Source organism: Zhongshania aquatica (assembly GCF_027257955.1).
Lineage (GTDB): Bacteria > Pseudomonadota > Gammaproteobacteria > Pseudomonadales > Spongiibacteraceae > Spongiibacter > Spongiibacter aquatica.
The window spans coordinates 191,805-213,139 of the sequence record NZ_JANZNQ010000007.1; the positions used below are offsets into that span (position 1 = coordinate 191,805).

The 21,335-nt window shown below is 46.4% G+C and carries 16 protein-coding genes; 9 read left to right on the top strand and 7 right to left on the bottom strand.

Annotated features, from left to right (window positions below):
• Positions 1–77 precede the first annotated feature (77 nt).
• Both lysS and O9X78_RS09560 read left to right on the top strand, forming a co-directional pair.
• Positions 78–1,574 carry a lysine--tRNA ligase gene (lysS, locus tag O9X78_RS09555; protein ID WP_269619416.1) on the top strand — a complete coding sequence of 499 codons (1,497 nt, stop codon included), beginning with the start codon at positions 78–80 and terminating at the stop codon, positions 1,572–1,574.
• 172 nt (positions 1,575–1,746) lie between these two features.
• The gene (locus tag O9X78_RS09560; RefSeq protein WP_269619417.1) at positions 1,747–2,400 is read left to right on the top strand and encodes a Crp/Fnr family transcriptional regulator; all 654 of its coding nucleotides are present in this window, start codon (positions 1,747–1,749) and stop codon (positions 2,398–2,400) included.
• A gap of 84 nt (positions 2,401–2,484) precedes the next feature.
• Here O9X78_RS09560 and O9X78_RS09565 read toward each other — a convergent pair whose 3' ends face one another.
• Together O9X78_RS09565 and xseA are read right to left on the bottom strand one after the other, a co-directional pair.
• Positions 2,485–3,732 carry an OmpP1/FadL family transporter gene (locus O9X78_RS09565; RefSeq protein ID WP_492220227.1) on the bottom strand — a complete coding sequence of 416 codons (1,248 nt, stop codon included), beginning with the start codon at positions 3,730–3,732 and terminating at the stop codon, positions 2,485–2,487.
• A gap of 373 nt (positions 3,733–4,105) precedes the next feature.
• Positions 4,106–5,449, bottom strand: coding sequence for an exodeoxyribonuclease VII large subunit (gene xseA, locus O9X78_RS09570; RefSeq protein WP_269619419.1), 1,344 nt, complete (start codon positions 5,447–5,449; stop codon positions 4,106–4,108).
• A gap of 109 nt (positions 5,450–5,558) precedes the next feature.
• Between xseA and guaB the strand changes: the two genes are divergently transcribed.
• Both guaB and guaA read left to right on the top strand, forming a co-directional pair.
• A complete protein-coding gene (gene guaB, locus O9X78_RS09575; protein ID WP_269619420.1) occupies positions 5,559–7,025 on the top strand; it encodes an IMP dehydrogenase in 1,467 nt (488 codons plus the stop codon).
• 119 nt (positions 7,026–7,144) lie between these two features.
• Positions 7,145–8,728, top strand: a complete 1,584-nt coding sequence (gene guaA / locus O9X78_RS09580) for a glutamine-hydrolyzing GMP synthase (protein ID WP_269619421.1) — start codon at positions 7,145–7,147, stop codon at positions 8,726–8,728.
• A 352-nt stretch (positions 8,729–9,080) separates the two neighbouring features.
• Here the strand turns inward: guaA and O9X78_RS09585 are convergent, their stop codons facing one another.
• Entirely contained in the window at positions 9,081–10,538 is a 1,458-nt protein-coding gene (locus O9X78_RS09585; protein ID WP_269619422.1) for an OprO/OprP family phosphate-selective porin, read from the bottom strand.
• A gap of 350 nt (positions 10,539–10,888) precedes the next feature.
• Between O9X78_RS09585 and O9X78_RS09590 the strand changes: the two genes are divergently transcribed.
• Positions 10,889–11,086, top strand: coding sequence for a hypothetical protein (locus tag O9X78_RS09590; RefSeq protein ID WP_269619423.1), 198 nt, complete (start codon positions 10,889–10,891; stop codon positions 11,084–11,086).
• An 87-nt stretch (positions 11,087–11,173) separates the two neighbouring features.
• Here O9X78_RS09590 and mltF read toward each other — a convergent pair whose 3' ends face one another.
• Both mltF and O9X78_RS09600 read right to left on the bottom strand, forming a co-directional pair.
• On the bottom strand, positions 11,174–12,529 hold the full coding sequence (gene mltF, locus O9X78_RS09595; RefSeq protein WP_269619424.1) for a membrane-bound lytic murein transglycosylase MltF: 1,356 nt from the start codon (positions 12,527–12,529) through the stop codon (positions 11,174–11,176).
• Between the two features lie 174 nt (positions 12,530–12,703).
• Positions 12,704–16,108, bottom strand: coding sequence for a mechanosensitive ion channel domain-containing protein (locus O9X78_RS09600; RefSeq protein WP_269619425.1), 3,405 nt, complete (start codon positions 16,106–16,108; stop codon positions 12,704–12,706).
• 1,179 nt (positions 16,109–17,287) lie between these two features.
• Between O9X78_RS09600 and O9X78_RS09605 the strand changes: the two genes are divergently transcribed.
• The 4 genes from O9X78_RS09605 to O9X78_RS09620 all read left to right on the top strand — a co-directional run bounded on the left by O9X78_RS09605 (position 17,288) and on the right by O9X78_RS09620 (position 19,552).
• On the top strand, positions 17,288–18,271 hold the full coding sequence (locus O9X78_RS09605; RefSeq protein WP_269619426.1) for a permease: 984 nt from the start codon (positions 17,288–17,290) through the stop codon (positions 18,269–18,271).
• A gap of 9 nt (positions 18,272–18,280) precedes the next feature.
• Complete coding sequence (locus tag O9X78_RS09610; RefSeq protein WP_269619427.1) at positions 18,281–18,523, top strand: thioredoxin family protein; 243 nt, start codon at positions 18,281–18,283, stop codon at positions 18,521–18,523.
• Positions 18,524–18,656: 133 nt separating this feature from the next.
• Entirely contained in the window at positions 18,657–18,848 is a 192-nt protein-coding gene (locus O9X78_RS09615) for a YgaP family membrane protein (protein WP_269619428.1), read from the top strand.
• 152 nt (positions 18,849–19,000) lie between these two features.
• Complete coding sequence (locus tag O9X78_RS09620) at positions 19,001–19,552, top strand: cytochrome b/b6 domain-containing protein (protein WP_269619429.1); 552 nt, start codon at positions 19,001–19,003, stop codon at positions 19,550–19,552.
• A gap of 400 nt (positions 19,553–19,952) precedes the next feature.
• On the opposite strand, the gene O9X78_RS09625 is transcribed toward O9X78_RS09620, so the two are convergent.
• Together O9X78_RS09625 and O9X78_RS09630 are read right to left on the bottom strand one after the other, a co-directional pair.
• Positions 19,953–20,234, bottom strand: a complete 282-nt coding sequence (locus tag O9X78_RS09625; protein ID WP_269619430.1) for a response regulator transcription factor — start codon at positions 20,232–20,234, stop codon at positions 19,953–19,955.
• Positions 20,235–20,320: 86 nt separating this feature from the next.
• On the bottom strand, positions 20,321–21,229 hold the full coding sequence (locus O9X78_RS09630) for a LysR family transcriptional regulator (protein WP_269619431.1): 909 nt from the start codon (positions 21,227–21,229) through the stop codon (positions 20,321–20,323).
• Between the last annotated feature and the right edge of the window lie 106 nt (positions 21,230–21,335).

Here is a 21,335-nt window from a genome sequence, read left to right on the forward strand (position 1 = left end):
GCTGAAACAGAAATTAACAAAACCATTTTTATTTAATGTCTAACGCGATTGAAGGCGTTTGACCCAAGGATTACACCATGTCAGAGCAACACAACGAAGCTGAACACGTTCAGGAAGAGAATCGCCTTATCGCAGAGCGCCGCGCAAAATTAACGGCGATTCGCGCGAAGCGTAATGCCTTCCCAAATCATTTTCGTCGTGAGGATTATGCCGACCGCTTGCAAGCTGAGTTGGGCGAGAAGGGCAAGGAAGAGTTAGAGGCCTTAGATCGTCAAGCGAGCATTGCCGGGCGCATTATGGCAAAGCGTGGGCCGTTTATGGTGCTGCAAGACATGACTGGCCGCATTCAGGTCTATGTTGATAAAAAACAGTTTCCAGAAGAATTAGCCGACGAAATTAAAACCTGGGACATTGGTGACATCATCTCTGCGACTGGCCCCGTGCATAAGTCTGGCAAGGGCGATTTGTATGTCTACATGAAAGAAACGTCGCTGCTGACCAAATCCCTGCGCCCGCTGCCAGATAAGTTTCATGGCCTGCAAGATCAAGAGATTCGTTATCGCCAGCGCTATGTTGATCTCATTATGAATGAGTCTTCGCGTCGTACTTTTGCGATCCGCTCAAAAATGATTAGCTCGATTCGTAATTTCTTGCAGCAACGGGACTTTGTCGAAGTTGAAACCCCGATGATGCAAGTGATTCCTGGCGGCGCAAGCGCGCGTCCCTTTGTAACTCATCACAATGCGCTGAGCATGGATATGTATTTGCGGATTGCGCCAGAGCTGTATTTAAAACGTTTGGTGGTGGGCGGTATTGAACGGGTGTTTGAGATTAACCGTAATTTCCGTAACGAAGGCTTGTCTACCCGTCATAATCCAGAATTCACCATGATCGAATTCTATCAAGCTTATGCTGACTATAAAGACATGATGGATTTGACCGAAGCCATGTTGCGCAATACCGCCCAGGAAGTGTTGGGCACTACTACGATTAATTATCAGGGCAGCGAATACGATTTTGCTAAACCCTTTACCCGCCTGTCGGTTTTCGACTCTGTGCTGCAATACAACGCGGATATCACCGCAGAGCAACTGTCTGACATGGCTCAAGCGACCGCCATCGCTAAAAAACTCGGTGTCGATGTGAAAGACAGCTGGGGCCTAGGTAAGATTCAGATCGAGATTTTTGAAGAGACCGTTGAGCATAAATTAGATCAGCCGACGTTTATTACCGAATACCCAACAGAGGTCTCGCCACTTGCACGTTGCAATGACGACAATCCTTTTGTCACAGATCGCTTTGAGTTTTTTGTTGGCGGTAGAGAGTTGGCAAATGGTTTCTCGGAATTAAATGACCCAGAGGATCAGGCAGAACGCTTTATGGCGCAGGTGGCAGAGAAAGAGGGCGGTGACGACGAGGCTATGCATTATGACGCTGACTTTATCGCGGCCCTTGAATACGGCTTGCCGCCGACAGCTGGTGAGGGTATTGGTATTGATAGGCTGGTGATGTTATTTACCGATGCACCGTCGATCCGTGACGTTCTGTTATTCCCGCATATGCGCCCAGAGTAATCTCTATTTGTGTGTTCAGGTGGTCGTAGCGTCACCTGAACGCATCTCCTAAAAGACTATTTTCTCCCCATTCCTCTCCTCAACACATTTGATATAAATCCCGCCTAGACAGCAACTTGGGCAACTATGTTATAGTGCTGGGCACGCATTTTAAGCACTGGGGATTTATACGATGAGTATCGAAAACGTCGATTTATTTGACGGTCTGATGCCGGAAGAAATTCAGATTTTACGTGACACCAGTGTGGTGCGTGAATTTGCAAAAAATACCGTACTGATTCACGAAGGCGATGTAGCTGACTCCCTTTATGTGGTCGAATCAGGTCGAGTTAAAGTGTATTGCAGCGACAAAGGCGGCAAAGACTTTGTACTGAATATTTTAGAGCACGGCGATTATTTTGGTGAGCTTGCGTTACTCGACGACGATAAGCGATCTGCCTCAGTGCGCGCGATGGAAGTCAGTAAAGTTCGTATTATCTATAAAGAAGACTTCAAGGCGATTCTGGATCTGCATCCGAATATCACCCGTATTCTTAATAAAAACCTCACCCGCCGCATTCGCAAGCTGACCAATGATGTGAAGAGTTTGGCGCTGCAAGACGTGTATGGTCGGGTGGTGAAAGTGCTGACCAGTTTGGCGGTTCCTGTTGGCGATGATGGCAGCATGCGTATCGATGAAAAACTCACTCAGCAAGAGATCGCAGATAGGGTTGGTTCATCTCGCGAAATGGTCGCTCGTATATTGAAAGATCTCACCATTGGTGAATACATTGACGTTGATGGTCGTCATATTATTATTAAGAGAAAGCTCCCAGAGAGTTACTAACTTTACTCGTTATACCGGTTTGCCAATAAGCTGAATGTGTTGTTCAGCGTAGTGTCTATGATGCGCCGTATACCTTCAATGGCCTCACCATGTATATGTAAGGCCGAAGGCGAACCAATGGGCACCGCAGGTTTCTTCCGCGTCGCTTCCTAGTGGCAGTTGCGTATTTGTGTACTGGCGTTTTATTTTTGGCACGTAGACATACCCTATTGATGTTTCCCAGTGTGGGGCAATTTCGTGATTTACGCCCGCGGTGAAATGCCACTTGGCGAGGAGGTTGTTTAGTGGAGATTCGTAGCCGTGTTTTATGATATTGCCAAGGTGATTGATCCCCGCAGTGATTTGCGTTTGATCGTTTAGTTTGAATTTTGCACCAATTGACCTTGCGAATTGGTTTTGCCCACCAAAATCATTCGTTAATTTTATGCTATCTGGTGCGCCAGTTGTTTGCGCTTCTGACAGCGTGGTTGAGACCTTTCCTAGAGCTTTGCGCCAACGATAATAATTGAAGTCAGCGCCAAGGGTAAGTTGCGGACTTACTTGCCATGCTAACCCAATGCCTAGCTCACTCGGTAATGATAAGCCGTCGATCTTGGCTGAGTTGTATTTAACACGACCGAGACCCATCGCTTCAAAATTAGCGGTTGCATTGCCATTTTTTAATACCAGTTTTGTGTCGGAACCATAAGCTATTCCGAGGGTAAGTTGCTCGTTAATATCGTATTGCAAGCCCGCGCGCCACGCGTAACTAACGCCGCTGAGGTCCTCTATTTCTAAGCCGGCAAAGCCACTTCCGGCATCGGATGTGTTTGGAAATATCTCTTGTTCGGCTTGGGAATAGTTTATAGATCCGCTAAAGCCAATTCGTAACTTGTCGTTCACGTTCCATGCTATTGCGGGCGCTAGCCGAAAGACCCCGAACATGGCGGTAAGGTCGTCCGTGGTGCCGAAGGCAGTATTTAGGTTCGTATAGTCAAAGCCAACTCCGCCCTGGGCAAAAAAACCTAAGCCGACGGTTATATCGGAATGATTCTCAAGTGGTGTTGACCAAGCGCTACTTATAAGTATCGCACGATCATTACCTGAGCGGTCGTCGTTGTTTAAGGAGTCTGCGTGGCGAATACCGTTCATAAAAACGGGTTCAATTACGGTGCTAAATTGAGCTTGCTTAGAGATAGCGATACCAGCAGTGTTATTGTTGATACTGAGTGGGTCGCCGGAAAATCCCATATCAGTGCCAGCCATTGAAACGCTATCTGTCCCGAAACCAAGGGGTAAAGATCCGATGCCTGCCCAACTGTGAAGTGGCAGCGCAGCTGAGAAAAAGATCATGCAATGTCGGCAGATTCTTATTTTTTGATTTAGATTAATAGGCACTGCGTCTTCCGATTAAAACATACTAAGTGGTATTTAAATTGATATTATACCAGGTGGTATGTTGCTGCAAGGATTTACTAACGGTGTCGCATGGGTAAAAAGATCTCTCTCAATAACTCAAATTGGCTGGCTTGATGGCAAGTGATGCGCGCACGAGAGATGATGTTTTTTCGGCGATTATCAATTGGGAGGTAAATGATTTAGGCAGTGAGCCGACGCAGATGATTACTTATAAAGTCATTAGCTCTCAAACTGTGGTGCTGTGCTGTGCTGTGCTGTGCTGTGCTGTGCTAAGTTGAAGTTGGTAAACACAGGCTTTGTTATAAGATTATTTATTAACGATAAGTTCTGCGCTTCCTCGCCCAAACTTGGCGTTTAATTCTTGGCCTTTCTGTAAGTTCGCCGCGTCGCGAACAATAGCGCCACTTTCGTCGCTAATAATGGCGTAGCCTCGGTTTAAAGTTTGTTCTGGCCCAAGGGTCTTGAGTTGTTGCTCCATATTTTTTAATGCAATTCGTGGCTGCTGTAGTCGTAGTTTGATGGCGAGTTGCATCCGTCCACGCAGTGCATTCAGTTCTTTGTATTTTGTTTTCAATTGGCGTTCGGGGTTGAGTAGGGCGAGTTGTTGATTTGCCGCATGTAGGCGCTGTTTGCGCTGCCGCTGGGCTTGCAGCCACTGCCGCTGTAAACGCATCTCTAAATCATCTAGGCGCTGACTTTGTTCGCGTAATTGACTGCGCGGGTCGCGCACTCGGCGGGTAATCGATAGCAGCTGTTCGCGCCATCGCGCAAATCTGCGCAATTGGCTATTGGCGAGGCGGCCCTTGAGTAAATGTAGTCGTGAGATCAACTCACCTTGGTCTGGGCTTAGCAGTTCGGCGGCAGCAGACGGGGTGGCGGCGCGGACGTCGGCGACAAAGTCGCTGATACTAAAATCTACTTCGTGCCCAACGGCGCTAACAACCGGCAGCGCGGAGTTGTAAATCGCAGCTGCGACCTCACGCTCATTGAACGGCCATAGATCTTCCAATGAGCCACCGCCGCGCGATACTAAAATGACATCGAAGTTTTGCAGCCCCTGACTAGCCCAAATATTGGCTTTTAGAATTGCATCGGCGATTTGCTGTGCAGCCTGCTCACCCTGCACTAGTACCGGTAATACGCTAATTTGCATGCTGGGCCAGCGGCGCATTAATACCGATAAAATGTCGTGAATGGCGGCGCCTGTGGGTGACGTGACTACGGCGATATGCCGAATGTTCTCCGGCAGTGTCTTTTTGTTCTCGGCGTCAAACCAGCCCGCTGCCATCAGTTCTTGTTTGAGTTGTTCAAATGCTTGCGCTAAGACGCCAGCGCCAGCAGGTTGCATGCTGTCTACAATGAGCTGGTAGTCACCGCGCCCCTCATAAAGACTAACTTTACCGCGTACGTTAACTTGCTGGCCTGGCTCAGGGCTAAAATTGACCCTCATATTCTTACCCTTAAAGAAGGCGCAGCGAATTTGAGCGCGGTCGTCTTTTAAGGTGAAATACCAATGGCCGGAGCTGGGCCGAGACAGGGTAGAAAGCTCGCCGCTAACGGTGACTTGCGCGAAGCAGTCTTCTAATAATTGTTTTGCCAAGCCATTTAACTGGCTGACGCTTAGGGTTTGTGGCGGTTCTTGTGTAGTCATTGGTGCATTATACCGATATATGGTATTCGGTCGCTAAGAATCGGTTTACTCGGCGGCGCCCATGAATTAAAATTGCGAGGATTCTAGCCACAGGCACCGGAATCAAAATATGTTACGCATTGCCCAAGAAGCTCTCACCTTTGATGATGTACTTCTACTCCCCGGTTACTCCGAGGTCACCGCGAAAGACGTTAGCCTTAAGACCCAGCTGACTCGCAATATCTCCTTAAATATCCCGTTGGTTTCTGCCGCGATGGATACAGTTACCGAAAGCGCGCTTGCTATTGCACTCGCGCAAGAGGGCGGTATAGGCATTATTCATAAAAGCATGACCATCGCTCAGCAGGCGCAAGAAGTGCGCGCTGTTAAAAAGCACGAAAGCGGTATTGTTAAAGACCCCATCACCATTGAGGCCAGCGCACCCCTTAGCGAATTGTTTGAGCTGCGTCGTCGCCACAAAATCTCTGGCGTGCCGGTTTTAGATAAAGGCGAGCTGGTTGGTATTGTTACTAGTCGAGACGTGCGCTTCCAAGAAGAGTTGGATGTGCCTGTGTCGAGCATGATGACCCCCAAAGAAAAACTGGTCACTGTGAAAGAGGGCGTCGACATGGCGGTTGCCCGTGAGCTACTGCATCGTCATCGCATCGAGAAAGTGTTGGTGGTTAATGATGATTTTAAGCTCACCGGCATGATCACTGTGAAAGACATGAACAATGCTCAGACCTATCCCTTCGCGTGTAAGGACAGTGCTGGCCAATTGCGCGTTGGCGCATCGGTTGGCACCAGCGCCGATACTGATGACCGTGTTGCAGCCTTAGTTGCTGCAGGCGTCGATGTATTGGTGGTCGATACTGCTCACGGTCACTCAATGAACGTACTTAATCGTGTGCGTTGGATTAAAGAACGCTATCCACAGGTAGACGTGATTGGCGGCAATATCGCAACCGGCGCTGCGGCGCTTGCCTTAATAGAGGCGGGAGCAGACGCGGTTAAGGTCGGTATCGGTCCAGGGTCAATTTGCACCACCCGTATTGTTACTGGTGTGGGTGTTCCGCAGATTAGTGCTATCGCTAATGTCGCCGAGGCATTAAAAGGCACGGGTGTCCCGCTTATTGCCGATGGCGGCATTCGTTTCTCTGGTGATTTGTCGAAGGCTGTTGTTGCTGGCGCCAGTGCCATCATGATGGGTTCGATGTTTGCGGGTACAGAAGAAGCACCGGGCGAAGTTGAGCTATTCCAAGGTCGTACTTACAAATCCTATCGCGGTATGGGTTCACTTGGTGCCATGACTAAAACCCAGGGTTCGAGTGATCGCTATTTTCAAAGTGCCGATGACGGCGCGGAGAAACTGGTGCCCGAAGGTATTGAAGGCAGGGTTGCTTACAAAGGCCCGCTATCAGCTATCGTCCATCAGTTAATGGGTGGACTGCGCTCGGCAATGGGCTATACCGGCAGCCTCGATATGGAAGCGATGCGTACCGTTCCCGAGTTTGTCCGGGTGACGTCTGCGGGCATGAACGAGAGCCATGTTCACGACGTAAGTATCACCAAAGAAGCGCCAAACTACCCGACCTAATGCTTAAATTTACGTCGCATTGTTAAGCACAGAAACCCGCTGCAAAGTTTTTCGAACCAGCGGGTTTCTGTTTATTTGAATTGTCAGTAAATCCTGCTGAAATTATTGAGAGAGCTGCTGTGTCCATCCCTGATATTCATGCCCACCGAATTTTAATTCTCGATTTTGGTTCACAATATACCCAGCTTATCGCTCGCCGTATTCGCGAAATCGGGGTGTACTGTGAAATTCGCGCCTTTGATATTGACGATGCCGACATTGAAGAATTTAAACCCTCTGGTTTTATTTTGGCAGGTGGTCCTGAATCGGTAACGGAAGCGGGTTCGCCACGGGCACCGCAAAAAGTATTCGAGCTTGGTGTGCCAGTTTTAGGTATTTGCTACGGTATGCAAACCATGGCCGAGCAAATGGGGGGCAAAGTAGAAGGCTCGCCGGTACACGAGTTTGGTTATGCGCAAATTAAATTAGAAACTAACAGCGCGTTGACCTTAGATATTGCCGATCACATTGACAGTACCGATGGTAAAACACTATTAGACGTGTGGATGAGTCATGGCGATAAAGTGATTCGTCTGCCCGAAGGTTTTGAGGTATTGGCTTCAACGCCGTCTTGCCCAATTGCTGCGATGCAGTGCGAAGCGAAGAAGTTTTACGGCGTACAATTCCATCCAGAAGTTACCCACACTCTGCAAGGGCAGCGTATTTTCGAACACTTCGTACTAAAGCTATGTGGCTGCGAGGCGCTGTGGACGCCAGCCAATATTGTTGAAGACGCCATTGAAAAAGTACGTGCTCAAGTTGGTGATCAAAAGGTGTTGCTGGGTTTGTCTGGTGGCGTAGACAGCTCTGTGGTTGCCGCCTTGCTGCATAAAGCGATAGGCACCCAGCTGACTTGCGTATTTGTTGATAACGGCCTGTTGCGTAAAAATGAAGGTGATCAGGTCATGGACATGTTCGCTAAGAATATGGGTGTAAAAGTTATTCGTGCCGATGCCGAACACGCCTTTTTGAGTCAGCTTGCCGGGGAGTCAGACCCAGAGAAAAAACGCAAAATAATAGGCAATACGTTCATCACAATATTCGATGAAGAAGCCACTAAACTTAAAGACGTTAACTTTCTTGCGCAGGGCACCATCTACCCAGACGTCATTGAATCTGCAGCATCAAAAACCGGCAAAGCCCACGTTATTAAATCCCACCATAACGTGGGCGGATTGCCAGACGATATGGCAATGGATTTAGTAGAACCGTTGCGCGAACTCTTTAAAGACGAAGTGCGTCGCATTGGTTTAGAGTTAGGTTTGCCCTACGACATGGTATATCGCCATCCATTCCCAGGCCCGGGCTTAGGTGTGCGAATTTTGGGCGAAGTTAAAAAAGAATATGCCGATATTCTGCGCGAAGCGGACGCCATCTTTTTGGAAGAATTGCACCGCGCCGATTGGTATCACAAAACTAGCCAAGCGTTCGCCGTGTTTTTACCGGTCAAATCTGTCGGTGTAGTAGGGGACGCACGTCGTTACGAATACGTGATCGCTTTACGTGCAGTAGAGACCATCGATTTCATGACCGCGCGCTGGGCGCACTTGCCTTACGAGCTATTAGAAACCGTATCTAACCGTATTATTAATGAGATAAAACAAGTGTCACGGGTTGCCTATGACGTGAGTAGCAAGCCGCCTGCGACAATTGAGTGGGAGTAGTCGGTGTTCTTAGCTTGTTGATATATAAGAAAAATAAATATAATTGACAAGTTGTTCTGCATTATCAATATTATTTTTCATGGTATTGCCTAAGACCTAGTTAAGGTCAAGCTTCAATACCATGAATAGTATATTCAATGGCCCATGGTATTGGAAATATATAGTTTATTGATTTTAAAGAGCTTTTATATAGATTAAGGGCTTTGTAAAATCATGGTGTTGGGCTAACAAATAAACAGGCGGTGTTATGTGCGCTGAAAAGGTAAGTAATACTTAGGTTGAATTCTAACTCGTTATAAGAGGATTCATGCGATCCCTCACCCGCAAACTAGGCGGGTGAGGGGGCTTAATATTACAGTGACAATTGCGTGCGAATTGATATCACATCTATGTTGTCGGGCTCACCACCGCCGATTTGTATTACGGGGCTAGACTCAACATCGTAAGAGCGACTATAGCCCATTAAAACGCGTAGATTGTCGTTCAGATACCAATTTAGGTTTAGGCTCAAACGCTTCTGGCTACCACCCTGAATGTCTTCGTCGCCAAGATCCAGCTCGTCCATTCGCAGCGCTAGTTCCCAAGCGCCCCAGTTATTTTGGGAAGGGTTAAAGTTGTTGCGCGCTTTTAATTTTTTAAACTCGCCATCAGATCCTTTGTAGGTGCGTGCTTCGCCAGTTAATGACCAACCAAATTGGAGGTAGTGAGCGTCGAAGCTCAGGTCGCTTCCTCCGTCTCGTGATATGTCAGCTTGGCCAAACTCGGCTTGTGCTGAGAAACGTCCTAGCATGGCTGCGAGTTCAAATCCTGACAGCTGAATTTCGTCGAAGCCGGCAATGCTGCCAGTATCTGTTAGATAGAAGTCCGACATATTGGTTGTTTCATAGCGTAGACGCGGTGTTTTACTGTTGCTCAAGCTGTTGTTGTCATTGGCTTTGCGCATACCGAGGTTGGCGCCAATATGTAGTAATTTACCTGCTTCGTTGATGGGGGCGAAAGTGCCGCGCATGGCCACGCCGCCGCCTTCATCAGCGCCGTTGCCGCTTGATGAGATCGCATCGCCATAAATACCGCCTTGCAAAGACCAGTTCTCGCCCATTGTTTTGGCATTCAAGCCGATAGCACGATCAAAGTGAGGTAGTGTTAAGCCGGTAAGCAAGGAACGCTCATTGAACATAATATCGTTTGAGCTTTCCTGAACTTCCATGCTCAACGCGTGCTTCTGGTTACCAACCGTAAACTCCAAATTTGGGGTGGCGTGATAGACCACAAAAACGTCTTTCATCGAGACACTATTTCCGCCCCAATCGCCTTCAATCACATATCCGAAATCTCGGTTGAACGTGCCTTTTAACGCAAGGCGAGCCCGTCGAATCTCTGTGCCAGAAACGGCTTCAACTGGGTCGCCATTACTGCGTTTTTGCAGGTCATCATTGCTGTGAATGCTAGCGTCAGCTTGGATACGACCACCTAGGTTCATGCTGAAGTCACCGTTTCCCGATTTGACCACCAAGCCTTTTTTACCAACCTCTAGCTGGCTTTGGGCTTTTTGCTGTTCTTCCAGCTTGGTAATACGTTTCTGGCTCTCTTCTGAAACAGCTTCGAAGGTGCCTAGCTTTATGCGGTTAGGCCCAGGCTCGGTGAATACCTGCTTGGTATTGCTGTCCATATAGAGGTTGAAAGAGGTTTGCGGAGCCGCAAACGCCGTAGAACTGATGGCTAAAAGACCCACAGTCGCTAGTAGCTTAGAAAAACCTTGGCCGTGTGTTGATTCTGGTTTAGGTACAAACTTAGATATCAGATTTGTCATTGCGTCCTCGTTCAACGGTTCGTTGCGTAAGCGGATATCTTAGGTAAGGGTATCCTTGGATTGGACGCAAGTTTGCTACATAAATATGACATTAATGTGACAGAGTGACTTTAAGATGACAAAAATGTGTCAATTAGATGTCATTTTTAAGTCTAATACGCCGCTTGATATGGTTTTGGTGGGTTGCTGTCCTAAATAGTAACCAAAGAGACTGGGTGATAAGTGTGCGATTGTACGGCAGGTAAATGGATATCTACGCTGGTATTTGATGTATTGAGTTTGACAGAATAGGTGTATTTTAAATCACTGCTAAGTAGCCCAAATTTCCAGCGAATATTAGGTATTTCGACATGATATTGATCATGAAAACCGAATTTGAAAACCTTCAAAAGAACTGTGCCCATTCATTTGAAACGGATACCAATACCGATAAACAGGTGGTAAAGGTATATCGTGACGATGCTTTGATTGCTAAGAAGATAAAGATTAAAAAATCGATTCGGTATTTTGGTGTGCAGGGTTACAAGGCGTTTTTGAGCCTGTCTTAACCACGTACCATTTCACCTATTTGGAGTCGAGACTCCCTCGTCGACTATAGAGTATAGGTACCTGCTCTAGGGCGACACAGGGGGTTTTTAGTTGCCATATTCTTTAATAATGTCCTCATAGTTTCGAATACGTTGTACATAGCGCACTGGCTCTAAGCCCCGCGCGTAGCCATATTTAAGGTCTTTGTAAAACCGCTTATCCGAAAGCAGGGGGAGAACGTCTCTTAGGTCGGCCCATTTATAGGGATCTTTGCCCAGTTTACGGGCTAAAGATTGCGCGTCATGCATATGCGCACGACCGATGTTGTACGCCGCTAAGGCCATGTAAGTTCGGTCTGGCTCCGGAATTTTTTTGTCGAATTTTTCTCTCATTTGATTAAGGTATAGGGCGCCAGCAGGGATCGCTTCTTTTGGGTTTAAGCGGTCTTTAACACCTAGAGATTTAGCTGTATTTTGAGTCAGCATCATTATGCCTCTGACTCCAGACGGGCTTTTTGCCGAGGCATCCCAGTGCGACTCTTGGTAAGCCTGAGCAGCCATCAGGGATTCATCCAAATTGTGTTTTTTTGCCGCTTTGGCAAAGATCGACTCGTATTTGGGCAGACGATCCTCAATTCGGGTAATCAGCGTGCGAATATCGACGAAATCAAATTGTTGTATGAAACTATAATAGCGGTTGTGAACAAGCTGTGAGGTAGCCTTAGCAGATGCACTTTTTAACCAGCGATCTACTTCAGATTTAAGTGATTTACCATCGGCAGGCATTACCCATGCTTGCGACTTCGGTTTACTTAGGTCGAACATAACAGTCAGTTCTGGCATAAAGCGTCGATTTACATCGACAATAGTTGAGTCTGCCACGGTGCAATCAATTTTACTGTCCCACACCTTTTGCAGTAAGGCTTCGGTGCCGGTTTGGGTATTACTTTTCCAACTGATATCTGGGTTCTTAGATTTTAGCGTTTGTAGGGTTTCTTCGTAGCTGCTGCCGGCGACAATCTCTAAGGAAATGCTTTGTAGTTGATCAATTGACTTAGCGACATTGCCACCGCGCCGACAAACTAGCTGCTCGGTAACGCTTTCAGTTTGACTGGAAAAGAGAAAGCGTTTTTGTCGTTGATCAGTAATAGTAAGTCCAGACGCCGCCATATCAGCTTTTCCGGCTTCTAGGGCTTGCAGCGTGTCATTGACCGTTTCTTCGAGCACAACGGTCAGCTTAACCCCAAGATGGTCGGCAAAGGCTTCAGCCATCTGGTACTCAGGCCCAGCCGGATGATTATCTTTATCTAAGTAGTAAATTGTAGGGGCGTTGCGCATCAGAACCCTCAGTTCGCCTGAGGCTTTGATATCAGTCACTGCGCGGACTTTGGCAGACACGCTATCCTTACCGCATGCTGCCAATATCATGCATGCCAAGCTAGTGATAATGAGTTTATTATTCATAATTAAGCCTTTTCAGTTACTTACTAAAGGGTACGGCAAATTTCCCCGTTCCGATTCCACCCCCATTGAAACATGAACTATTTATGGCCCTTCATTATCTGTTCTGCATTTGGTCGTTTGTGTCGTCTAATTTATTCCGTTAGAAATATTGGGCATTGCCCCTGCGTCATCACTTTACTCGTCGGTAAGTGTTTTCTCTTTTGATCTGATCCACACGTCCCGCTGCGGAAATGGAATCTCTATTCCGTGTTGTCTCAATGTTGCTTCTATCTCTACGTGGATTTCATGAATTAAGGGCATGATATCTAACATACTCGGTACAAACACCCGCAGTTCAAAGTCGAGGCTACTGTCCCCAAACCCGACAAAAAATACGGACGGCGGGGGATCTCTGGTGATCCGACGGTTTACCTCAATGACTTTAGATAGCAATTTATGTACGGCTAGAACATCTGAGCCGTAGGCAACACCCACTTTGATGATCTGCCTGGTAATAGAATCACTTAAGGTCCAGTTTGTGAGCTGCTCAGTAATAAAGGTTTTGTTCGGAATTATCTGTTCCTTGCGATCCCAGTCAGTGAGGGTTGTCGCGCGAATACGAATACGGGTGACGGTGCCAGTGTGGGTGCCTACGGTAACGGTATCTCCCACCCTAATGGGGCGTTCGAATAAAATCAGCAGGCCAGATACAAAGTTGGCCACAATTTCCTGCAGACCGAAGCCAAGGCCGACACCGAGGGCGGCTATTAGCCACTGAAGTTTTGACCATTGAGCACCGATGATATTGAGGGAAACGATGATTCCTACCATGACTATAATGTACTTCACCACGGTGGTGATCGCGTAACTGCTTCCTGCTGCAAGCTGCATTTTACGAAGGATCGAGATTTCCAAGATACCGGGTAAGTTTTTGGCGCCCAAGTAGGTCAATGTCATCATGATGATAGCAATCATCCCGTCAGTCAGAGTGATTGCCTGATCTCCCATGGCAGGGTTGGTGCCCGCAACATGCCAAAGTTCAACATTATTGAGTACGCTAAGTGCCGGTAGTATTTCGGCCCATAAGTCCCATACTAGGACGATAGCAGCAACGCCAGTTAACAAACCCAAAAATCCTCTGGTTTGTTGGCTAATTGTGTTCATATCGTACTCAGTCGGTCCAATGTCTTCAGGTATTCCTTCGCCCGCGTTTTCCGCTGCCTGCCGATTTGCGCTTTGTGTTTGCTCGGCTTTGCGCTTAATACGAAGCCGTTCGAGTGTCATACGCCGTTCAATTACTGAGAATACTCGTAAAGTGAGGGAATAAAATATGAACAGTACAGCGAGTAAACAGGCAGTAACAAATAGCTTGTTTTGAATAGTGAGTGCCGAAAAGTGATAGCCGTACCAAGATAGCCCTAGAAGTATTAAAGGAATACTGACAGCGAAACCATGAATTATATATTTAAAGCTGATTTGTCGACGAGAAATATGGTTTCGCAAAAGAAAAAGTTGCCATAAAACGCGATGCAATACATAAGCCAAGGCCAGTGACGAGATACCGAAAAGTAGACGGCTAATAATGGTATCGCCATCTGTTGCGTGTTCTGAAATCGGTATAAAGAGTGTTACAAAAACCAGTGTTAAGGTAAGCCAGTTTAAATTTTTCCTGGTGACGTCCAGTATGTCGAGACGCCATTTAAAGTGGAGTTCGGCAACACCATTTTTCCTGCATACTTCTCGAAAAATATTAAGTAATAGCCAAAGTCCAGCTGCATTCTTCAGTCCTTCGTGAATTTGCTGGGTAACTGCGCCGCCGTCGGCAGTTAAGTTTGCTAGAAATGCCAGAACTAGTGGGCCAGGCGCCGCGAGTACGAGTGACACTAGCAAGGCGGCGGCGGTATGAGAAAATCGATCTCGATTTACGTTGCCGACGTTTTTGGCTAAGGCTTTTATCAGTCTAAGTAATCGCTGTTTGAAAAAAATGATAAGTCCAGGTATGAGCAGTAAAAAAAATTGCCATTTATTATTCCACTGCTCACCATTCCACATTGCGCTTGGCTGCCACCGCGGTAATTTGCCAGACCAGGGATCCTTCTGCGTCATGGCCTGTTGTACTTGAAGCCATAGTGGTGTCGTGCTGGGTATCCACAAAAGACGACTATTGAGCAGTTCAATGTATTCAGCAGTCTTTGTATTCAACGTGATATTTTCACTGCGCGTAGTCATTATCGCTTCAACGTATCGACGATAGATTTTGATGCCGTCCTGAAGCAGCTTAGTTTTTACTTCGCGCAAGTTGTCTAGCGGTGACTCATAATCAGTGAGGTCTGTTTTGGTCATTAAATATTGCTGATCTTCCAGACGAAGCTTGGTTAGTTGGGCGCGGGCGAGCTCTTCATCTAACTCTTTGGGTTTTAGTGTTAGGGAGGCGCGTTGAAAAAACTGTTGGCGCTGCGCTAATAAATCAACGCCTAATGAAGAAAGACGGTCGGCGCCCGTAATAGCAAGTTGTTGTGACATACTGTTGGAGTAGCGTTCAACGTAAGCCCGTTCATCACGCAATACAGCGAGTTTGTTCAATAATTCATCTGTACGTGCGGTAACGTTGGCGATATCTGTTGCGAGCTCAGCATTGTCTTTGGCAGTGGCCTTAACATTCTCGTTCGCATTTTCCAGTTGAATAAGACGCTGCTGGGCTTCTTTGGCGACGGCCTCTGCTTGATTTCGGCGGGAGCTGCTAACGGCGTCTTGTAATTTCCCGATTGCTTGATTTGATATATTGATTTTGCGCACGATCAAATGTTGCTGCAGATCAAGAATTTCAAGTCTTGAATCTCTGGAAATAAGCCGTTGTTGCAATAATTCAACCTGCGCATTCGCAGCACGGCTTTCGCTTAAGTTGAATGCTCTGCGTGCTTTGGCAAGTTCTGTTGTGTCACTTTCTGGTGTCTCGGCCAATTGAGCTTCGGCGGCAGACTGTTTCTGTAAGGCCGCTTCAATCAGTGGCGATACATCTTGCTGCGCGCTCAAAATCTGAGCATTTATGTCGGTTTCTTCGCTGTGTAGTTCTAATAATGTTGTCTGCTGATTGAGTAAGTGTTTTTCCAGAAGTTCTAGCTTGCCACTCATGTCAAGCTTTAGGGGAGCTTGGTCCAGTTCTCGCTGCAAGCCTGCGACGCGTGAGGGGGCGCTTGCTACTTGTTCTATATACCGCTGGGCCTGATTGCGGTCGTCGTTCGCGAGAGTCAGATTCTCAATCGTTTTCTGATAGAGCTGAACGATTAGATCACGTTGGTCTGCGCTGAGTTTGTCAGAGGACTGAGCGGCATTCAGTCTAAATTGGATGTCATTGATACTTTGTAATTTGATGTCCGAGTCAGCGTAAGCCGCGCTGGCGAGGCTACTCAGTAATACGCAAATTATGCCTAGTGTGCTCAATAGATGCGGGCGCGACTGATGAGTCAGTTGAATTGACGTGTTATCTCCATTGGTGATCATTTTGCTTAATTTAGCTACGGTCGTGACATCGAAATACGTCTTTCTGAAAAGTAGGAGCGGGTGTTTAGATATTCGATAATTTAGCAGTCGAGATAACATGTGTTGCCTTTTTGATGTTTAGAGCGTGGTTTATACATTGAGCCAGGCTAAGCAACCAATATGTAGACCTGATCATTCCGGCTTGGAGATGGATATTGGGCTGCCGCAAGTATCAGAACAACTGACGTTAGCAGAAATGAATACTGACACGTAAACAAACCAGTGTTGATGCGCCAAACGTGTCACTGCTAAGTGTAGGGGGTTATCTAAACATTTCAATCTATGGATAACGCTGCGCAGTCAGGTGTGCTGTTTCTGCAAGTTTAACACGGGACTACCCAGGATATTATGTAGATAGCTGTTTCTTCAGTTTGGCCATATTGAGATTAAACGTAATAGATTGAATCCTTGCGCTCGTCACCGGCAGTTTAAGATGTCTCGTTAGGTCGTTATGGTGTAATTGGCTGAGTGTATAAAACACCGTTGCTGTGCAGTGGTTACTAGATTTCTATTTTTACTCTGGGTTTGGTGGTGTGGGTGTGGGTGTGGTTCTTGAATAGTCAAATATTGTGTTAAATGCGGAAGTAGATGGCATTTCTAGGTAGCTTAGCTCGTAACCCCCATGATCCCATTAGGGGCTTTAAGTCTTTCTTTCAAATTTGAATCCCGATGTTCGGTGGCTTGATCGTTATCTGTGCTGGAGTTCGAGTAAGCTTGGGAGTAACGCTATGACGCTTGATCTGCATCAACTCCCATTTTTGCGAAACAATATACATTGTAATTGACCGTCGTATTGGTGAGTTCTTAGACCTCATCGTTATCGACTAGTTATCGTTTTACATTCTCCATTTATCAATTTCCGCTCATCTACTTTTAGGAAGCAGTGGGAAATATTGATTTCATCGCGTTAAGGCTGGTGATCAATAGTATTTTCAACGTAGATGAATAGGGAGCCTATATAAATTATCGGCAAGGTATTCACTGTCCAGCTTTTACGCGGCGCGAGTTTGTTTAGCAACATATTAGTGACGATTTTCAGCTTTCACATTGGTAAGTCGTCGCAGCCGGATCAATTGCTCTCGCGGCTGGATGATAATGAGCAATACTTGATCAACTAGATCATCCGATCGTCGTACTCTGTTATCAAATGTCAATCGCAAAGAGACATTGAGTCGAATGAGGAATATTTTTGGTGTTTCCCAATATAGTTTGCGGTGTTAGGCCAATAAGGAAAATTACATGCTGGCAATTTTTACAGAACTGGCTGACTTTCTTGCTTTTACCCTTTTTGGCTTAACGCCGAATTCAAAGCTAGGTGATGCGGTTCACTTCTTTATTGAGGATACCAGCAAGATATTTTTCCTCTTACTGGTGATGATTTACTTTATTGCACTCATTCGTGCCTCGCTAAATATTGAACGAGTTCGCGATTATTTAGCGGGTAAGAATAAGCTTGTCGGCTATGTTATGGGGTCGATATTTGGCGCTATAACCCCGTTTTGTTCTTGTTCTAGTATTCCCATATTTTTAGGCTTTACCTCTGGCGGTATCCCCGTCGGAATCACCATGGCATTTCTATTAACCTCACCGCTCATTAATGAGGTTGCTGTACTACTTTTGTTGAGTATAGTTGGCTGGGAAATAACACTTATTTATGCGCTGGTTGGTTTAGCAATCGGCATTGCCGGCGGAATGTTTCTCGACCTTATCCATGCGGAGAGATTACTACAACCCTTCGCTCGTAAGGCGTATGAATCGGCAAATCCGGCGCTAAGTAAAGTTACAGGCAAGGCAAGTATTTCCTTTAAAGAACGACATGAGTTCGCCAAACAAGAATTACAGGATATTTTTAGTCGTGTATGGAAATGGGTATTTATCGGTGTGGGTCTAGGCGCCGCGCTGCACGGGTTTGTGCCAGTTTCATGGGTCGAGGGCAATCTCGGTGACGGCCAGTGGTGGTCTGTTCCCTTAGCGGTTGTTCTCGGTATTCCACTCTATTCAAATGCGACTGGGGTTATCCCGGTAATGGAAAGTTTGATTGGCAAAGGGCTGCCCATAGGAACCACATTGGCCTTTTGTATGAGCACCGTAGCAGCAAGTTTTCCGGAGTTTATCTTACTCAAGCAGGTAATGACCTGGAAGCTACTGGCGACTATTTTCGTTCTGTTGCTCGCGTCCTTTACCGTAGTGGGATGGATACTAAATGCAGTTAATGTCAGTTAGGAGAGAGATATGAAAGAAATTACCGTGTTGGGTAGTGGCTGTGCCAAGTGTATTAAAGCCGCTGATTTGATTAAGTCGGTAGCTGCGGAATGTAAGGTAGCTGTTAATGTCACTAAAGAAACGAGTCCAGAGGTGGTAATGAGCTATGGGGTAATGAGTACGCCAGCGATTGTTATCGATGATGTCCTAATGCACTCGGGATCAATTCCTGAAAAAGAAACCATCAAAAGCTGGTTGGTTTCTAATTCTTGATCCTTTGATCGAAATCAATTCATGGAGGATGTTTAGGACTTATGATCTTGAATCATAGGTCCTACGTTGCCTTAGCGTAGCGTCGACGAAAATTGATAATAACGTCGTCAACTAAGTAAAAAGGAGAGTTTAAATGAAATGCAATGTAGGCAAAACAGATCGAAATATCAGAATTATTGTAGGTCTTTTTGTTATTGCGGTTGGAGTCTTCTTTAAATCTTGGTTAGGCCTTATCGGCGCCATTCCGCTTGTCACCGCCGCGTTGGGGTGGTGTCCAATTTATGTTCCTTTCGGCCTTACAACCTATAAGGACAAAACGCTATAAATTGCGTCTTCGTTTGACCACGCTATGCTCGATACCAGTAGGGCGTAGGTAGCCGCGTTTTGAAACTGGTGGCTTTTCGAATTTATTTTAGCTGGGGTAAGAGTAACAAATGTAGTAGTAAACGATCATATCTTGGCTGCTTGGAACTTATCATGGTTGAACGCGGTTATTCATATCCGACATATGCAAAAGCAATTCATTTGGGGATTGCGGTATTTGGTATTACGGCTTATCTAACCGGTGATTGGGCAGAGGGTGACGGTACTTCCTTGGGTTACTTGATGCATACCTATTTAGGTCTGTCATTGGCGGCCTTTATGTTGCTTAGAATTGGGGCGGGGTTTCCTGGGCATCACGTGGTTACTTTTAAAGGGTGGTCGCCATTTTCTCGGCAGCAATGGTGTTTGGCTATAGAGGACGTATACACACTCTTAAAGCTTGGTGTACCTGAGCGAGAACCCCATCAAGGGCTAGCAGGTATTAAGCAAGCATTTGGTCTGATTGTATTTGCATGGATGGGGGCTACCGGCACGGCGATATATTTGTTGAACGACGGCCTAAAAAGCGGTGCGTTTAAGTTTGCCGAAGAAGTTCACGAATTAGGCGAGGCACTAATTCCAATCTATCTGGTGATGCATGTGGGTGCTGTCATTCTTCATACTCTGAGTGGAAAGCCGATTTGGAAGAAAATGTTTACGAGGTAGGTATTAAGTATCAAGGGAGCAGACCCTCTAAGTTTTTCGCTAATGTTCAATTAATATAGCGTTTGAAACTAGCAATTACAGGCTGCCAAGGAGGGCGCTATGACTAGATCGCCGCAACAATATTGAATTAAACCTCCTGCTGGAATAGTGAGCGCGCCAAGTGAATATCCGTGGTTGATACGCCATAACGACGCCGCTTTAAGTATCATGCGCTATTTTCACGAGTTTGGTGCGGAAGCACTCGATAAAAGAAACACCCAATGAAATAAGACCTTGCACAGATAAAGCACGGATACTCAGAAGCTCTAGCGTCAAAGCGCAGATTTATTTGGTGGCAAATCGACCTTAAGAGTCATGGGGGGGATGAGAAATCAAGGAGTCTGAGGACCCCTTGATTCACTTACGCGCTAATACGGTGATCGCCGCTCATTGCGCGATTAGGTATATCAAGAATTCCATGATGAAAGGCAATTACTGCCGCCATCGAACGATTGTGGACGCCCAATTTCCGATAGATATCTTTTACATATCCATCAACGGTGTGTGCGCTGATAGATAAGATTTTTGCAATTGTCTTATTGCTATTACCTAGCGCAAGTTCTCTGAGGACGTCATGCTCCCGTCGTGTGAGGGGAAGTGCTTGTGCTTCAATACGCTGATGGTTAGGGCTGTCTAGTGGCATTTGGCTATCACCTTATCGGTTGCGATTGCCAAGTATCTTCCCCCTGAAACACGGGGCTGACAAATGAAAAAATACGATGTTTCGAGTTAGTTTATCTTATCTGACCACTCTTTTGAGATAATTTCTTTCAGCCATTCGTGAAAAGCCATAATCACCTCATCGTTGGAATCGCTATTGCAATAAGTCAAAAAGCACTCGCCGTGCGGTGTAACTTTGTTGAGCATGGGTAGCACAAGATCGTTATCGTTTCTCATGAATTGGTAGGTCGTGGGCAGATAGCCCATGGCCACGCCAATATTGTTTTTCACTGCTTCAATACTAGCCTGTACAGTGCTAACTACGAGCTCATCTTGCGTATCTGGGGCCAGACTCCATTGCGTCTGCCAGCGCGGCCATTGGTAAGTGTCTCCTGATATTTTGATGAGTCGGCAATTGCGGAAATCACCATCGCTTAATCCTGGGTGTTGCTCCAGATAACTGCGACTACACAGGGGCGTTAAGGCAATTTTTACCAGCGGATGATAAGTCAGTTCAGGTTCATTGCCGCATTCATGCCGAATGGCTACGTTGGCTTCTGATGTTTCCAAGTCTATTCTTGCCACGTCGGAGTCAATCTGAATATTTAGTTCCGGGTGTTTGGCTTGAAAGTCGTGAATATTCGGGAACAGCAGTAGGCTGGCAATATTGGGTAAGGTGTTGATTACGAAACGACGTTTTTTCTTTTCCTTGCGCACTGCTAGCGTCGCGGTATCAATTAAGTCCAAGCCGCGTTTTACATGCAGGTAATAGCGTTTGCCCTCTGCCGTTAAGGAGATTTTTCGGTTTTCTCGTTTGAATAGCACGATCCCCAGGTTTTCTTCTAAGGCTCTAATCTGATGACTTACCGCCGGTGGTGATACAAATAGTTCGTCTGCAGCGTCTTTAAAACTCATTCGGCGAGCTGCCACTTCGAAAACACGGATTAAATTCAGGGAGGGTAGATGTTGACTCGGCATTACTTGGTGAGCTCAAATTTAGGACACATAGATCAATTCAAAAACTTCAGGGCTGACGTTGGATGGTATTGTAACTTTGTCTGTTAAGGTTTTATAGCAACTAATC

What these genes read in the sequence shown, in the direction of transcription:
- lysS (WP_269619416.1), top strand. Translation starts at nt 78, where the DNA reads ATGTCAGAGCAACACAACGAAGCTGAACACGTTCAGGAAGAGAATCGC.
- O9X78_RS09560 (WP_269619417.1), top strand. Translation starts at nt 1,747, where the DNA reads ATGAGTATCGAAAACGTCGATTTATTTGACGGTCTGATGCCGGAAGAA.
- O9X78_RS09565 (WP_492220227.1), bottom strand. Translation starts at nt 3,732, where the DNA reads ATGATCTTTTTCTCAGCTGCGCTGCCACTTCACAGTTGGGCAGGCATC.
- xseA (WP_269619419.1), bottom strand. Translation starts at nt 5,449, where the DNA reads ATGACTACACAAGAACCGCCACAAACCCTAAGCGTCAGCCAGTTAAAT.
- guaB (WP_269619420.1), top strand. Translation starts at nt 5,559, where the DNA reads ATGTTACGCATTGCCCAAGAAGCTCTCACCTTTGATGATGTACTTCTA.
- O9X78_RS09585 (WP_269619422.1), bottom strand. Translation starts at nt 10,538, where the DNA reads ATGACAAATCTGATATCTAAGTTTGTACCTAAACCAGAATCAACACAC.
- O9X78_RS09590 (WP_269619423.1), top strand. Translation starts at nt 10,889, where the DNA reads ATGATATTGATCATGAAAACCGAATTTGAAAACCTTCAAAAGAACTGT.
- mltF (WP_269619424.1), bottom strand. Translation starts at nt 12,529, where the DNA reads ATGAATAATAAACTCATTATCACTAGCTTGGCATGCATGATATTGGCA.
- O9X78_RS09600 (WP_269619425.1), bottom strand. Translation starts at nt 16,108, where the DNA reads ATGTTATCTCGACTGCTAAATTATCGAATATCTAAACACCCGCTCCTA.
- O9X78_RS09605 (WP_269619426.1), top strand. Translation starts at nt 17,288, where the DNA reads ATGCTGGCAATTTTTACAGAACTGGCTGACTTTCTTGCTTTTACCCTT.
- O9X78_RS09610 (WP_269619427.1), top strand. Translation starts at nt 18,281, where the DNA reads ATGAAAGAAATTACCGTGTTGGGTAGTGGCTGTGCCAAGTGTATTAAA.
- O9X78_RS09615 (WP_269619428.1), top strand. Translation starts at nt 18,657, where the DNA reads ATGAAATGCAATGTAGGCAAAACAGATCGAAATATCAGAATTATTGTA.
- O9X78_RS09620 (WP_269619429.1), top strand. Translation starts at nt 19,001, where the DNA reads ATGGTTGAACGCGGTTATTCATATCCGACATATGCAAAAGCAATTCAT.
- O9X78_RS09625 (WP_269619430.1), bottom strand. Translation starts at nt 20,234, where the DNA reads ATGCCACTAGACAGCCCTAACCATCAGCGTATTGAAGCACAAGCACTT.
- O9X78_RS09630 (WP_269619431.1), bottom strand. Translation starts at nt 21,229, where the DNA reads ATGCCGAGTCAACATCTACCCTCCCTGAATTTAATCCGTGTTTTCGAA.